This window comes from Bacillus sp. SJZ110, from assembly GCF_006715455.1.
GTDB classification, from domain to species: Bacteria; Bacillota; Bacilli; order Bacillales; family Bacillaceae; genus Bacillus; species Bacillus subtilis.
In genome coordinates, this window is the sequence record NZ_VFNF01000006.1 from 290484 (window position 1) to 306181 (window position 15698).

Consider the following 15698-nt stretch of genomic DNA (forward strand, 5'->3'; position numbering starts at 1 on the left):
CAAACGAAAAATATACAACTTTTTACCCGAACAAAAATGTAAGCAATAAAAAAAGATGCCTCCAAAAGTCCAAAGACTTTCAAGAAACATCTTCAATGATTTACAAAGAAACTTCGATCTCATTTAAGCTCGGCAGTGCATCAATCGCTCCAATTTTAGTGCACACAAGAGCTCCGACCTTATTGGCAAACGCCACAATCTCACGCAGTTTCACAAAATCAGCATCTACAGATTGAATCTGATCCGTATTTGCCAATTGATATAAAGCCGCACCGACAAAAGCATCTCCCGCCCCTGTTGAGTCAATTGATGTCACAGGAATGCTTGGAATGATTTCACGGTCTTTTCCATTGGAAAGAAGCGTTCCGCTTTTCCCAAGTGTCACAGCGACAATGTTGGCTCCGATCTCATGAAGGATCGCAACTCCCTTTTCATGATCCTTCACACCGCTTATAATCTCAAGCTCCTCGTCACTGACTTTCACAAAATCACTTACAGCGATCGCTTTTTTCGCAACACTTACAAACTCTGAGACTCTTCCCCTCCATAAATCTTCACGGTAGTTAGGGTCAAACGAAATAAACTGTCCATTGTCTTTCGCAATCGACATCAGCCGTAAATAGGCTGAGCAAAACGGATCCGATAACAGTGCCGTCGCAGAGCCGAAATGAAGAATTTTCGCTTCGTTTAGTTTTTCCTGGTCAATATCCTCCAGCGTAAACAAAGCGTCCGCGCCTCTATTAAAAACAAAGTCACGCTCTCCATTTTGTTTTAATGAAACAAAAGCAAGCGTTGTAGGCGCTTTCTCATCCATGACAAGCATTGAGGTATCCACCTGTACAGCGTCCAATGTTTGCTTGAGAAAATACCCAAACGGATCCTTGCCTACTTTTCCGCTGAAAGCGGCGTCTCCGCCCAGCTTGGCAATCGCTGCTGACACATTCGCCGGTGCACCCCCGGCACTTTTCAAGAAATGGCGCCCTTCCTTTAAATCAACGTCGACATCGGTACAAAAGAAATCAATTAACAATTCTCCAATACAAACTACAGAATGACTACGCATATTATCACACTCATTTATAAAGTCTAGATTACAGTCTCAGTATATTACTTTCTGCCATAAATACAACATTGAATATTAAAAATTTTACATATATTTATCTCGCAGACCTTTGCTCCAGCTCAGAGATGATGTGTTTATATCTTTTTTCCGTTAAAGGATAGAAGGCGATAAGAATAATAGAAAGCAAAATGAAAAATCCCGGAATCAAAGCATTCATATTTTTGATCGCATTCAACGACGCAACTGTCTGGTCTGTATTCGCCACATACCCGGCGATTCCTAAATAAATGGCCGAAAATGACCCGGCTAACGCAACACCCAGCTTATTAATAAAGCTCATGCTCGAAATCACCACACCATCCGCGCGAATTCCGGTTTTCCATTCCGCATAATCGACACAATCCGCAACCATTCCCCAAGCAAGCGTATTTAAAGGCGTTGTGAAAAATCCCGAAGCGAAAAGCCAAATGAAAATGAGTGGAATTGAAGAATACGGCGTAAAATGCAGGCCGGCATAAGAAATAAGCGATAGAGCTGCCGTGATAATCATGACTTGTTTTCTGCCCCACTTCTCAGAAAAGAAAGGAATAAACAAATTGCTGATCAGCGCTGCCCCGAAAAATAAAACGGTGCCCATAAACACGAACTCTTTATGGTTTACGTTATACGTAAAATAATACACCATCGTACTGAGCTTAATATTAAACCCGATCGCAAAAGCCAAAAATGATGAAATTAACATGAGCAAGGGTTTATTTCGGAATAAAACGGATAATGTCTTTTTGATCCCTTGTTTGTTTCTCTTTTTAGGCTGAATCCGCTCCCGTACAGTAAAGAAACTAAATAGATTCAAAACGATGCTGACAGCCGCGTAGATGAGCGCAGTCATTTGAAATCCAAACGCCTGATCCTCCCCTCCGATAGCGGTTGCAAGCGGTGTCGCACAGGAAATAGATAAAAGAATGCCGATATACACCAAAATCATCCGGGTTGTGGTCAGAACCGTTCGTTCCTCCACAGAATTCGTCATCCTCCCCGTTAAGCTGTTCACCGGGATCGTTTGCATACTAAAGGACATCCCAAGCAGAATATAGGTGACGTACGCATATACCATATTTCCGGTCTCACCGAAATGAGGCGTCGTGAAACATAAGAATGTGAATAGCGCAAAAGGAAATGCCACCCACAGCAAATATGGCCTTGCTTTTCCCCACCTTGTATTTGTTTTATCTAAAATCAATCCCATGATCGGGTCAAAAATAGCATCCAGCACACGCACAACAAGAAACAAAGTTGCGATCACCGCAGGCTGAATGCCGCCGACGTCTGTATAATAAAATAATAAGTATGCGTTTACAAACTGAAAGATTATATTATACGACATATCGCCGAATCCATAGCCGATTCGTTCAAACCAGGACAGTCCGGTGCTGGATTTTGACTGACGCTTCGCATTCATTGCCGTTACTTTTTCTGTTTCAATCATCATTTCCCACCCCAAGAATCCGTTTTCATTTCCAGTAAACAAGAGGGAGAATACGAAGATCCTCCCTGTTCACTCAGCGATTTGGATACACCATCACTTTTAAACATTCATTCTTAAATTGAAGCGCCCGCTCCATCGCATCTTGCGTCTGCTCCAGCGAATATTGGTCCGTTACTAGATGCTTCGTGTCCACAATGCCTGAAGCAAGAAATTCGATTCCCTTTGGATACGTATTGGCATAACGGAAGATCCCGTAAATATCAATCTCATTATCCGCAATAAACGGCACGTTGAGCGGAATCTCGTTCTGTGAAGGCAAACCGACAATCGCCAATTTTCCGCCCCGGCGCACAGAAGCCAGTGCGGATTGCAATGCCGCTGGATTCCCTGCTGTTTCCCAAGCAACATCAACGCCTCTATCATTCGTGATCGTTTTAATCTCTTCAAGTGCATCCTGTTCACGTATATTAATAATGTGAGTCGCTCCCATTTTTTTCGCAGCTTCTAACCGCAGCGGCTCTAAGTCGGTGACAATGATTGTGCCTGCCCCAAATGCTTTAGCTGCGGCAACAGCCATTAACCCAACAGGGCCCATCCCCATAATCGCAATCGTTGATCCGGGCTGTAGCTTCGTTCTGGCCGCCGCATGGATGCCGACAGAAAACGGCTCGATCAAAGCAGCATCTTCATAAGAAAGTGAGTCTGGGATTAAAAAAACAAAGTCCTGACGCATTTTAATATATTGGACAAACGCGCCGTCTACCGGCGGTGTAGCCAAAAACTGTACATCCGGGCAAAGATTATAGCGCCCTTCTTTGCACGCTTCACAGCGTCCGCACGTAACACCCGGCTCTACAGCGACGCGGTCTCCCACCTTGAATTGATCGACAGATGATCCGACAGCGGCAATTTCACCCGCGCATTCATGCCCAAGGATAAATGGTTTTTCCACAACATAGTTGCCTATTCGGCCATTTGTATAGTAATGCAGATCAGATCCGCAAATTCCGACAGCCATCACCTTAATCAACACTTCATCATGATTGATATCAGGCACAGGCAATGTTTCAATTTTGATCTCTCTTGTGTTGTGCATAACAGCCGCTTTCATGTTTTGAGGTACTGTGTGAGTCATTTGGCAAGTTCCTTTCTTTAGAAAATAAAATGTAAGTGCATACATTTTTGTTTTCTCTGTTACTGCCCCCATTTTATCTGCTTTTCAACACGTTCAACAGCCTTTCCTGCTGTATAAAAGGACAGCGGCACTGTACTTTTATTTTTTCATATACAAAAAACGCTGGATTGATAAAATAGTACTAATAGGAGGTGCAGGCTTATGGCTGAACTTGAAAACCGAAAACAATTTGCACAACTGCTGGCACCTGGCGTCAAAACGCTAAAACTTCATCCTGATTATAAAGTCAGAAGGAAAAAGAATGAAAAAACAGGACAGTCTTACATAGATAAAATCGCACTCCAGCTGGGAGTCTCCCCAAACACGATCAAAAGCTGGATCGGACAGATGGGGGCAAACTACATTCCCGGAAGAATCGACGACGGAAAACTGTTCGGAATGATCTGGATCATTCTCGAAAAGACCGACTTGGATATCGAGTGGTTGACCGACTTGCTGGAAGCCACCACTATCCCAGTCATCAAACCCGCATTGCCTGTATGGGCAGCATCCTGTTTGAAAAAAGCGAAAATACTGCGAAAAGACGGATTATTCGGGGCTCCGAGTGAAGGCGAAATTGAAAATGTAGTAAAACGGCTGTTTCATGACAGACCCGGCCATGAAACGAATGCGCTTACAGAACAGCCTATCACTCATAATTTACCCTCACGCTGGTCCGGACGCTTTATCGGACGCAGCTTTGATATGGAAGCGATACGGCAATGGATGCTTTCTCCGTCACCAGTCTGTTTAATCACCGGCTGGGCTGGTATGGGTAAAACCACAATCGCTCTTGAAGCCGCCTATTCCTGTGTCGGCGATACTTCAGATTGGCCGGCGTTCAACAGTATCATTTGGGTCAGCGCTGATTGGAAAGGATTGAGCTTTAGCGATTTTTTAAATACGATCGCCTATCAGCTCGGACGCACAGAACAAATCGATAAATCAATCAATGAAAAACGATTCGTCGTCCGCAATGCGTTAGCTAATTACACTAGAGAAAAACCGATCCTGCTGATCGTTGACAGCATTGATACTGCAGAACGTGACATTCATGAATTTATCACCAGCCTTCCGCAAGGCGTGAAAGTTCTCCTCACAGCGCGGGAAAACGTAAAGCAAACCTATCGGGAAAGCTTCGGAGAAATGACAGCTATTCAGCTGAGCGGCCTTGACCAAACAGATGCTTTGGATTTTTTTCAGCAAGAAGTGCACCGATGCTTACAAACATGCAACATTCAAAATAAACGGGAAAAGCTGGAGCAGCTGTTACATCTATCATCTGACCTGAAAAACGAATTCATTTCAGCGACTGCCGGAAACCCGAAAGCCATGGCACTCAGCATCGCCTATATGTCAGACGATGACATCCCCGCTCAGCAGCTGATTCATGAGCTTGGAAAAGCAGGCTACTCACTGCTGGAATTGTTTGAATTCCTCTTTGGCCGCACCTGGGATAGATGCAATGAAGATACGCGAAAGCTATGGCAGACGCTTTGCTTTTTCAGCAAGCCGCCTGATGAAAAAAGCCTGGCGGCAGCAGCCGGATTAGACGCCCGCCGTTTTCATTACGCTATGGAACAAATGCGGTCATATGCGCTGATTCAGCCGGAACGAAGCCAAGGCAGGACACAATACTTAGCGCACCAAACCGTTGTCGCTTACGGAGAACAGCACTTGTCCGAACAGCACGAATATGAAAAAGAAGCCCGCAATCGCTGGGCGCACTATTATATTGATTATGCCGAAACCCATTTAAAGCGGGAACAGCCCAACTCTATCTATTGGAGCTACCTGCTGGGACGGAACTTAGATCAAATGAAACAAGAATGGCCAAACATCTTAAAGGTCATCCAATGGGCAAGTGAAACTGAACAAAAAGAAATCCTAATCGAACTCATTACCCGCATCAGCCATTTTCTAAGCAGAATCAACCTGCCCTTGCGAACCGAATACGGACACAAAGCGGCCGACGCCGCCCATCAAATAGGCCAACACACACGAGAAGCGTACTTCCGAATCGACACAGCAGGCTGGGCCCTGATGGAAGTCAATGATTTAGACAGGGCCTTACAGCAAATTGAAGCCGGGCTGAGGATTCTGGAACAATCAGACGATCACGATACCCATGATCTAAAGGTTTGGGGACACGCTCTCAAAGCAAGACTGTTTTTAAAAGCCGGGCAACAGAAAAAAGCAGAGACTATTTTAAACGAAATCGAAGATCAACCAATTTCTCCTACCATTCAACACAGAGTTCTTTTGGTTCGCGGTGACTTAAGCTTTGCGAGAGGTCATCATGAAGAAGCCATTCAATTATACGAAGCCGCAAATGAAATCAGCTCCACGTACGGCGGCGAAAAAACGATAGAAGCCTATTTCAATCTGGGTGTCGCTTACGTGAAATGTGGTCAATTTGAGAAAGCGGAAGAAGCCTTTGAGCAAATGCTCTATGACAAACATAACGCCAATCAGGTTGAGTTGATCTATTATTTTTACGGGATGGCGCAGCTGTTGAACCGTAAAGGAGAGAAAACGAAAGCGATGGAAGCTAATCAGAGAGCGATTCGTTTGATTGATTCGTGGGAGCCTGCGATTGGGATTCGGGATGAGGTGGAACTTTTGGCAAGGGTGACTAAAGAAAACGAGTAGTACGTAGTTCTGTCAGCAATCTCACTCAATAAATAGGAAAGGCCAACTGAAGTTGCAGTTGGCCTTTCGTTTCTTATTAAGGTCTACAAATGTACTGAACCAGGTTTTCCCGTATTTATCCTTTCTCTTATAAAGGAAAGCGTATCATTTGCCAGCTTTTTGCGACAAAGAACAATACCGGAATGACCACAATTGTAGACATATCTTGTGGGTTTCCCCCAGCTTTCCCATAAATAATCTGCATCTTTTAAGTCAATATACTGATCATGTTTAGCAGAAATCAGCAGAATGTTATCTTTATTAACTTTCGGCAAGGCTTGACTAGGATCTGTGATATTCCAATATTTTGTTAAATCTTCATAGGTCACACCATTTTGTTCTAATTCTTCTCTTATGAATTTACCTGGGATCGTGTTCCATATTGAATAAGAAAGGCGATTGGCATAAAAGATTGATACCACTACATCAATTTGGGATTCTAGGGTTGCAATTAGATTAGTAACCCATCCCCCTAAGCTTACCCCCACTATGATAACAGGGCCTTTTTTATTTGCTTTTATCCAGTGAATTAATGCCCGTAAATCGACAATGGCCTGTCTTGTCGACTCAATTGTACGATCAATATTTGCACTAATCATCAACTCGCCACTATACAGTGAATTTTCCGGTTCTCTTTCAAAATGGTATGGAAGAGAATAATAATACATATTCCAGCCTAAATCGTTCATTATACGTTTATGAAATATTTTTTTGATTCTATCGAACGAATCCATGCGCCAGCCGTGTACAAAGATGACATTGGGTTGATCTATATCATTTTTATTTAAAAAAACCTCCCCTTTTAAAGTATCATTAACAGGATTCCCAGTTTGAATTAAGGATTCATAACGAAATGTTCCAACCCTATAATTTTTTTTAGATTCATTCAAGTCAATTGAAACATCAGCTATATTTGCACTGTAAAATTCCTCTCTATCATCGATATCGGCTGCAATAGCAGCAGAAAAATGTTTATCTTTGCTTCTTTTTCTGTGTAAATCATATAAAGCCAAGCGATCTATCATTTCTGAAAAATGCACTATTAAGTCCTCCTTGGTAATCATAAAAAACTAATATTAGATTTAATAATTGGAATGTCGGTCTCCATAGAGTAGGGATGAATATTATCAAGATGTTGGTGGAAGAACCTAACTACATCGCCAGTGAATTTACATACATCGTCTTATTAGCTAAAAAGCATCACAAATAGACATTTTAATAGGATTTCTTTTGACAATGTTTTCCTTGGGGAAACGTCTAAGAGTGTTGGTGACACTATTTATTTAGATAACTGGGGCTTTTTTGTCTTATGAGAGGATACCATCTCCTGTCTGCAATAGGGAGAGAAGTAACAGAGGTTTGGACGAATAATTTTTAAATCCTTTTTATAATCATAACAGAAATGCAGTTTACTGAAGCTACAGTAAGCCGTTTGTCAAAGAAGACGTAAACAGGAATCTGAGCCGGTGGAATTTTGTATTTTGGTCAATTGAATAATTCATATCGGGATTATCAAAACTATTGAAAATCGATATAGAACAGTGCTGAAAAAATCAAACTACGAAAGACAGAAAAAAGAAGCTTCTCACAAGTTCGGTGAACTCATGAGAAGCCTCGAAATTTACAAATGGCATCAAAAGGGCATCAAAAATGACGTCCATTGCCGACAAACCTTTGTAAATCAAGGTTTTTTTGTCGGTTTTACATCATGCCGCCCATACCGCCCATGCCGCCCATGTCAGGCATTCCGCCGCCAGCGTTTTCTTCTGGCTTGTCAGCGACAACGGCTTCAGTTGTTAAGAACATTGCAGCTACAGACGCAGCGTTTTGAAGAGCTGAGCGTGTAACTTTCGTTGGGTCAACGATACCTTTTTCGATCATGTTTACCCATTCGCCAGTTGCAGCGTTGAAGCCTACGCCGATTTCTTCGTTTTTAAGGCGCTCAACGATGACAGATCCTTCAAGACCAGCGTTATGTGCGATTTGACGGATTGGCTCTTCAAGCGCGCGAAGCACGATGTTGATACCTGTTTGAGCATCGCCTTCAGCTTCAACTGCAGCGACTTTGTTATATACGTTTACAAGCGCTGTACCACCACCGGATACGATGCCTTCTTCAACAGCTGCGCGAGTTGAGTTCAAGGCGTCTTCGATGCGAAGTTTACGCTCTTTCAGCTCAGTTTCAGTCGCAGCGCCGACTTTGATGACAGCTACGCCGCCAGCAAGTTTAGCAAGACGCTCTTGTAATTTTTCTCTGTCGAATTCAGAAGTTGTTTCTTCCACTTGAGCGCGGATTTGAGTCACGCGGGCAGAAATTTTGTCTGTTTCGCCAGCGCCTTCAACGATTGTTGTGTTTTCTTTAGTAACGACAACTTTAGAAGCGCGTCCCAATTGAGCGATTTGAGTAGATTTCAGGTCAAGGCCAAGATCTTCTGTGATGACTTCTCCGCCAGTAAGGACAGCGATGTCTTCAAGCATTGCTTTACGGCGGTCACCGAAGCCAGGAGCTTTAACAGCAACTGCGTTGAATGTGCCGCGAAGTTTGTTCACAACAAGTGTTGCAAGTGCTTCGCCTTCAACATCCTCAGCGATCAGAAGCAATGGTTTGCCTTGCTGAACAACCTGCTCAAGCACAGGAAGGATTTCTTGAATGTTTGTGATTTTTTTGTCTGTGATTAAGATGTAAGGATTGTCAAGAACCGCTTCCATCTTATCAGAGTCAGTTACCATGTAAGGAGACGCATATCCGCGGTCGAATTGCATACCTTCAACAACTTCAAGCTCAGTTGTGAAGCCTTTAGACTCTTCGATTGTGATAACGCCGTCGTTTCCTACGCGCTCCATTGCTTCAGCGATAAGGCTTCCGACTTCCTCATCAGCAGCAGAGATCGCAGCAACCTGAGCGATAGACTCTTTGCCTTCGATTGGCTTAGAAATTTCTTTTAAGTTTTCGATCGCAACCGCTACAGCTTGTTCCATCCCTTTACGCACGCCTACAGGGTTAGCGCCTGCTGTTACGTTTTTAAGACCTTCACGAATCATTGCTTGCGCAAGAACTGTTGCAGTTGTTGTACCGTCACCGGCAACATCGTTTGTTTTGCTGGCTACTTCAGCAACAAGCTTAGCACCCATGTTTTCAAACGCGTCTTCTAGCTCGATTTCTTTAGCGATTGTTACACCGTCATTTGTGATTAACGGAGAACCGAATTTTTTCTCTAGAACCACGTTGCGTCCTTTTGGTCCTAAAGTTACTTTAACAGCATCAGCAAGTGCATCGACACCGCGAAGCATTGCGCGGCGAGCTTCTTCACTAAACTTAATTTCTTTTGCCATGTTTACAAGACCTCCTCAAATGTTTTAAGTATTGTTTATTTAAGAATTAGCCAATAACAGCTAAAATGTCGCTTTCACGTAAGATTAAGTATTCAGTACCTTCGTATTTCACTTCAGTACCTGCGTATTTTGAGAAGATAATGCGGTCGCCCTCTTTTACTTCTAAAGCAACGCGCTCTCCGCTTTCTAACACGCGACCTGAACCAGCTGCCACGATTTTGCCTTCTTGCGGTTTTTCTTTTGCAGAATCCGGCAACACAATTCCGCTGGCAGTTTTTTCTTCAGATTCTACGAGTTCAATGACAACGCGATCACCTAATGGCTTTAACAATGTAATAACCTCCTCAATAGTATGAATATGTAATTTTAGCACTCAGCACTAAAGAGTGCTAACACAATTCTTATAATAAAGAATCTCCCTTCCAATTTCAAGTGATAAGATAAAAAATTTTTCACGCTTACATCATTCTTTTCCGCTCCCTTTTCCGTTAGCTTTTTCACCCCCGTACCGATTATGTTACAATAGCTGTAGATGAACGAAACCCACTTAACAAAGGAGTACATACCATTTGAGAAAACAGTATTGGTTTATTATTTTGACATATATCATCATGCAGTTTTCCGCATTAATCGCGATTCCCTTGTTATTTAAATTCGGTTATGCCGGAGGACAGCCTACAGATGAAAATATGCTGCATGCACAAGGATTATGGTCCGTTATCAGCTTTATCGCCTGTCTCGTTGTTGTTCTGCTCATTCTGAGAACCGTTCCGAAAGAAACGCTGCGAAACGGACAGAAGGACTCAATCGGACTTTCTATCCTTTGGGCGATAGCCGGTTTTTTCATTGCCCTTTTCTCTCAAGGAATAGCAGGCTCTATTGAATATTATGTTTTTGGCATCGGAAGAGAATCAGAAAATACACAAGCGATTCTGGATGTCATTCAGGCAGTCCCGCTCATGATTATCGTTTCTTCCATCGTCGGGCCTATATTAGAAGAAATCATCTTCAGAAAAATCATTTTCGGCACGCTGTACGAAAAAACGAATTTCTTTTTCGCAGGACTGATCAGCTCGGTTATCTTCGGTATTGTTCACGCTGATTTGAAGCATCTCCTTCTATATACAGCAATGGGCTTTACCTTTGCCTTTTTATATGCGAGAACAAAACGGATATGGGTGCCGATTTTCGCCCATTTAATGATGAATACATTCGTCGTCATCATGCAGCTTGAGCCTGTTCGGAATTACCTTGAACAGCAGAGCACACAAATGCAATTGATTATTGGAGGATTATTTTTATGAGAAACCCGGTAGTTTGGGGAATGATCTACTTTGCCGTAGGGTGCATCTTTACTTATCTTGCCGCAAGCTCGCCAGGCAGCATGTGGTCATTTTACTCCATCCTGCTGATGGTGTTCGCCGCTTACAACATCAGCATTTCTTTTAAGATGTTCGCCTTTTCATTTAAAATCAAAAAGAACCAAAAATAAAGAAAATCCATTTCTCGCATGAGAAATGGATTTTTTATTATTGTCCGGAAGACACGTCCTGATCGGCTGAACTGCTTTTCTGTGCTTTCCGATAAGCGGCCTTCGATATAAGGATACTGATTTCATATAAAATCAAAAGCGGGACTGTGACCATCATATGGGACAGAAGCTCAGGCGGTGTAATCAGGGCTGCGATCACCAGCAGCGTAAAATACGCATACTTTCTGATTTTCGCCAAGAACATCGGTGTCACAATTCCGAGCCTGGTCAAAAACATGAGGATGACCGGCATTTGGAACAGCAGTCCAAACGGAATCGTCAGCTGCAGAAGAAAATGAAAATATTCATTAATTCCGATCACCTGATTGACATTCAAGTCCTGAGAAATCCGCTTCATAAAATCAACAACAAAAGGAAATAAAATATAATATGAAAAAGATAAGCCCGCTAAAAACAGCAAAATAGAGATCGGAATGTAGCTGAGCGTTACTTTGCGCTCTTTCTCATAGAGGCCCGGGCTCACAAAAGCCCAAAGCTGATAAAGAATAACCGGCGAGGTCAAGACTATGCCAATGATAAACGCAAATTGCATAAACACATAAAGCGGGTCTGTCAGGTTAAACGCGTTAAGCGTAAGCTGCTTCGCTTCATCTGTTTCTTGCAGATACACAATAATCGGCTTTGCTAAAAAAAATCCAGCAATAAAGAAAACGACAAACGCCAGCGCTACAATCAGCAACCGTTTTCGAAGCTCAGCAATATGCTCCAGCAGCGACATTTGATTCACTTTCATTCGTGTCATCCTAACTTACTGATCTTCTTTCTTTTTTTCCTCTTCATCACTCGTTAATCCTTTAGTAGCGTTTTTGAATTCACGAAGTGTGTCTCCCGCTGCTTTCCCCAATTCAGGCAGCTTTTTGGGACCGAAGATAATCAGAGCAACGATTGCGATAACAGCAAGGCTTCCAGGACCGATCGGCATATTTGGGCTCCTCCTTTCCCTCTATTCGATTTCCTCTAAAACTGAATAATGCTTCAAAAAATAAACCAGTGACTGAAGCTCAACTGCTAAATCTATATGATGAATTCGAATGTGTTCCGGCACATTCAAACGGGCCGGCGTAAAATTAAGGATTCCCTTGATTCCTAATGCGACCAATCTGTCTGTAATGGATTGAGCGGCAACTGCAGGCACTGTAAGAATGGCAACTGATTCATCTTTTACGTGTTGTTCAAGGTCATCAAGGTTATAGACGGGCACGCCGCCTACCTCAGTTCCTATTTTACTCTCATTTATATCAAAAGCCATAGAAATTTTTGTGTTATTATTTTTTGTGAAATTATAGTGAAGAAATGCCGTTCCCAAGTTCCCGACACCAATCAAGATGACGTCTGTCATTTCATCCTGATCAAGCGTTTTTCGGAAAAAAGACAGCAAATAATCCACATTATATCCGTATCCTTTTTTGCCAAGAGCTCCAAAATAGGAAAAATCCCTCCGAATCGTGGCAGAATCAACCTTTACGGCATCACTGAGTTCAGCGGATGATACACGCTGTTTTCCTGACGCATGCAGATTCTTTAAAAAGCGATAGTAAAGCGGCAGCCGTTTCGCCGTCGCCTGCGGAATTTTTGATTGATCCTTATTCATTTTTGGTCCTCCAAATTATACTCGGATAGTTCTCTTTTAAAGTCACCGTTTTTCCCGCCTGTCTTCTCCAGCAAGAAAGTAGGGCCGATGACCATCTCCTTATCAAGGGCCTTGCACATATCGTAAACGGTAAGAGCGCACACCGATGCAGAAGTGAGCGCTTCCATTTCCACACCTGTACTCCCTTTCGTTTTGACCTGTGCTTTTATATGAAGTATAACTTCTGCTTCTTTTATTTTCCAGTCAAACGATATATCTACCCCGCTCAATGAAAGCGGATGGCACATCGGAATGATATTCGACGTTTGCTTTGCGGCCATAATGCCTGCCACCTGTGCGACAGCCAGTACATCTCCTTTGCCGATATCGTGACTCTGTATTTTCTCGTACACCTCATTCTTCATGTGTACGCTTGAAACAGCCGCCGCAGTACGGACAGTCGAAGATTTTTCGCTAATATCCACCATCTGGGCTCTGCCCTGTTCATTAAAATGAGAAAATCCATTCATATTAAAACGCTCCTTAAACAGATCATACACTATTTTCTTCTCTATGTCTTATATGGCCAATGTATTGTTTGCTGACTTCTGGTTCATAAGCTACACTTAACTTATTATAGCAGAGGTGAAATAATATGATGATCTTACAAATTAATCAGCTGTCCAAATCATTTGGTGCTGATACTATTTTAAACAATATAAAGCTGGAAGTCAGAAATCGTGATCGCATCGCCATTGTAGGAAGAAATGGCGCCGGAAAATCCACGCTCCTTAAAATTATCGCAGGCCAGCTTTCGTATGAGAAGGGCGAAATTATTAAACCGAAAGATATTACAATGGGATATCTCGCCCAGCATACTGGCTTGGATTCTAAGCTTACCATAAAAGAAGAGCTGCTGACTGTTTTTGACCACTTAAAAGCAATGGAAAAGGAAATGCGGGCTATGGAAGAAAAAATGGCGGCAGCTGCCCCGGGTGAATTAGAAAGCATCATGAAAACCTACGACCGCCTTCAGCAGGAATTCAAAGATAAAGGCGGCTATCAATATGAAGCGGATGTTAGATCTGTGCTGCATGGTCTCGGCTTCAGCCATTTTGACGATTCTACACAGGTTCAAAGCCTCAGCGGAGGCCAGAAAACAAGACTGGCTTTAGGTAAGCTTCTGTTAACACAGCCTGATTTGCTCATTCTCGATGAGCCGACAAACCATCTGGATATTGATACGCTGACCTGGCTTGAACATTATTTGCAAGGCTATTCAGGCGCCATTCTCATCGTTTCGCATGACCGCTACTTTTTGGACAAAGTAGTAAACCAGGTATACGAGGTATCAAGAGCAGAAAGCAAAAAGTATCACGGCAACTACAGCGCTTATCTCGACCAAAAAGCCGCGCAGTATGAAAAAGATCTGAAAATGTATGAAAAGCAGCAGGACGAGATTGCAAAGCTGCAGGACTTCGTAGATCGAAATCTGGCGAGAGCCTCTACCACCAAAAGAGCGCAAAGCCGCAGAAAGCAGCTTGAGCGAATGGATGTCATGTCAAAACCGCTTGGCGACGAAAAATCCGCAAACTTTCATTTTGATATTACAAAACAGAGCGGAAATGAAGTCCTTCGTGTTCAGGATCTCACAATCAGCTATGAAAACCAGCCGCCGCTTTTAACAGAAGTGTCATTCATGCTCACAAGAGGAGAAAGCGCTGCGCTTGTCGGCCCTAACGGAATAGGTAAATCGACATTGCTGAAAACATTAATAGACACCCTAAAACCAGATCAGGGAACAATTTCTTACGGCTCAAATGTCAGTGTCGGCTATTATGACCAGGAACAGGCTGAGCTGACTTCCTCTAAACGTGTCCTTGATGAGCTGTGGGACGAGTACCCCGGGCTCCCAGAAAAAGAAATCAGAACGTGTCTCGGAAATTTCTTATTCTCCGGAGATGATGTGCTGAAACCAGTTCATTCACTGAGCGGAGGCGAAAAAGCAAGATTGGCTCTAGCTAAGCTGATGCTTCAAAAAGCCAACTTTCTCATCCTTGATGAACCGACGAACCATCTGGATTTAGACAGCAAAGAAGTTCTCGAAAACGCGCTGATTGATTATCCAGGCACACTGTTATTTGTCTCACATGACAGATATTTTATTAACAGAATCGCCACAAGAGTATTGGAGCTTTCTTCAAGCCATATAGAGGAGTATCTGGGAGATTACGATTATTATACAGAGAAAAAAACAGAGCAGCTTGAATTGGAGAAAATAAATCAGCAAGAGGAAACTGAAAAAACGCCAGCTACAGTGAAGTCTGACTCCAAACGTTCCTACGAGGAAGAAAAAGAATGGAAAAAGAAAGAGCGCCAACGACTCCGTCGGATTGAAGAAATTGAAACCACTGTTCAAACCATTGAAGAAAACATCAGCCGCAATGATGAATTGCTATGTGACCCTGAAGTCTATCAGGATCATGAAAAAGTACAAGCTATCCATGCAGACAATGAGAAGCTCAATCAGGAGCTGGAATCTCTTTTGTCCGAATGGGAAGAACTATCCACAGAAGAAGATTAAAAAAGTCAAGCACCTCTTTTTAGAGGTGCTTTTTATCCACAGAACATACCCTAATAAGCAAAACAAAGTAAGCGCTTTATACACAATATCCACAAAATATTCTGAATTTATCAACTTTATCAACAGCGACTTCAGCCCTTTATCCATCTATATCTCTATAATTACTCACAGACATGTGGATAAATTGTGAATTATCTGTTAATAACAAACATATAAAAAGTCTCACGCTATTATCTCGTGAGACT

Annotated in this window: 14 protein-coding genes; 4 read left to right on the forward strand and 10 right to left on the reverse strand. The window is 42.7% G+C overall.

Going from position 1 to position 15698, the window contains the following annotated elements; translation table 11 throughout:
- Positions 1-100: 100 nt before the first annotated feature.
- The 3 genes from FB592_RS17720 to gutB form a co-directional block, all read right to left on the reverse strand.
- Positions 101-1063, reverse strand: a complete 963-nt coding sequence (locus tag FB592_RS17720; RefSeq protein ID WP_031315525.1) for a carbohydrate kinase family protein — start codon at positions 1061-1063, stop codon at positions 101-103.
- A 94-nt stretch (positions 1064-1157) separates the two neighbouring features.
- The gene (locus tag FB592_RS17725) at positions 1158-2549 is read right to left on the reverse strand and encodes an MFS transporter (protein ID WP_141949903.1); all 1392 of its coding nucleotides are present in this window, start codon (positions 2547-2549) and stop codon (positions 1158-1160) included.
- Between the two features lie 73 nt (positions 2550-2622).
- Positions 2623-3684, reverse strand: a complete 1062-nt coding sequence (gene gutB / locus FB592_RS17730) for a sorbitol dehydrogenase (protein WP_015715423.1) — start codon at positions 3682-3684, stop codon at positions 2623-2625.
- Between the two features lie 201 nt (positions 3685-3885).
- On the opposite strand from gutB, the gene gutR reads away from it, so the two are divergent.
- Positions 3886-6375, forward strand: a complete 2490-nt coding sequence (gutR, locus tag FB592_RS17735; protein ID WP_141949906.1) for a glucitol operon transcriptional regulator GutR — start codon at positions 3886-3888, stop codon at positions 6373-6375.
- An 83-nt stretch (positions 6376-6458) separates the two neighbouring features.
- On the opposite strand, the gene FB592_RS21180 is transcribed toward gutR, so the two are convergent.
- The 3 genes from FB592_RS21180 to groES form a co-directional block, all read right to left on the reverse strand.
- Complete coding sequence (locus tag FB592_RS21180; protein ID WP_041851245.1) at positions 6459-7454, reverse strand: alpha/beta hydrolase; 996 nt, start codon at positions 7452-7454, stop codon at positions 6459-6461.
- Between the two features lie 661 nt (positions 7455-8115).
- A complete protein-coding gene (gene groL / locus FB592_RS17750) occupies positions 8116-9747 on the reverse strand; it encodes a chaperonin GroEL (RefSeq protein ID WP_003234067.1) in 1632 nt (543 codons plus the stop codon).
- A 46-nt stretch (positions 9748-9793) separates the two neighbouring features.
- On the reverse strand, positions 9794-10078 hold the full coding sequence (gene groES, locus FB592_RS17755; protein ID WP_003155970.1) for a co-chaperone GroES: 285 nt from the start codon (positions 10076-10078) through the stop codon (positions 9794-9796).
- 238 nt (positions 10079-10316) lie between these two features.
- Between groES and FB592_RS17760 the strand changes: the two genes are divergently transcribed.
- Positions 10317-11051 carry a CPBP family intramembrane glutamic endopeptidase gene (locus tag FB592_RS17760; protein ID WP_015252679.1) on the forward strand — a complete coding sequence of 245 codons (735 nt, stop codon included), beginning with the start codon at positions 10317-10319 and terminating at the stop codon, positions 11049-11051.
- Positions 11048-11239 (forward strand): YdiK family protein, encoded by a 192-nt coding sequence (locus FB592_RS17765; RefSeq protein WP_003225680.1) that lies wholly within the window; start codon positions 11048-11050, stop codon positions 11237-11239. Before FB592_RS17760 ends, FB592_RS17765 begins: the two co-directional genes overlap by 4 nt.
- Before the next feature lie 37 nt (positions 11240-11276).
- Here FB592_RS17765 and tatC read toward each other — a convergent pair whose 3' ends face one another.
- The 4 genes from tatC to moaC are packed head-to-tail and all read right to left on the reverse strand — an operon-like array spanning position 11277 to position 13399.
- The gene (tatC, locus tag FB592_RS17770) at positions 11277-12041 is read right to left on the reverse strand and encodes a twin-arginine translocase subunit TatC (protein ID WP_087614380.1); all 765 of its coding nucleotides are present in this window, start codon (positions 12039-12041) and stop codon (positions 11277-11279) included.
- Between the two features lie 6 nt (positions 12042-12047).
- Positions 12048-12221 carry a sec-independent protein translocase protein TatAY gene (tatAY, locus tag FB592_RS17775; RefSeq protein ID WP_003234072.1) on the reverse strand — a complete coding sequence of 58 codons (174 nt, stop codon included), beginning with the start codon at positions 12219-12221 and terminating at the stop codon, positions 12048-12050.
- Between the two features lie 21 nt (positions 12222-12242).
- Complete coding sequence (locus FB592_RS17780; protein ID WP_003234073.1) at positions 12243-12890, reverse strand: redox-sensing transcriptional repressor Rex; 648 nt, start codon at positions 12888-12890, stop codon at positions 12243-12245.
- A complete protein-coding gene (gene moaC / locus FB592_RS17785) occupies positions 12887-13399 on the reverse strand; it encodes a cyclic pyranopterin monophosphate synthase MoaC (RefSeq protein WP_141949908.1) in 513 nt (170 codons plus the stop codon). The genes FB592_RS17780 and moaC overlap by 4 nt, the downstream gene beginning before the upstream one ends.
- Positions 13400-13524: 125 nt before the next feature.
- Between moaC and FB592_RS17790 the strand changes: the two genes are divergently transcribed.
- A complete protein-coding gene (locus FB592_RS17790) occupies positions 13525-15453 on the forward strand; it encodes an ABC-F family ATP-binding cassette domain-containing protein (protein ID WP_087614378.1) in 1929 nt (642 codons plus the stop codon).
- Positions 15454-15698: the final 245 nt, after the last annotated feature.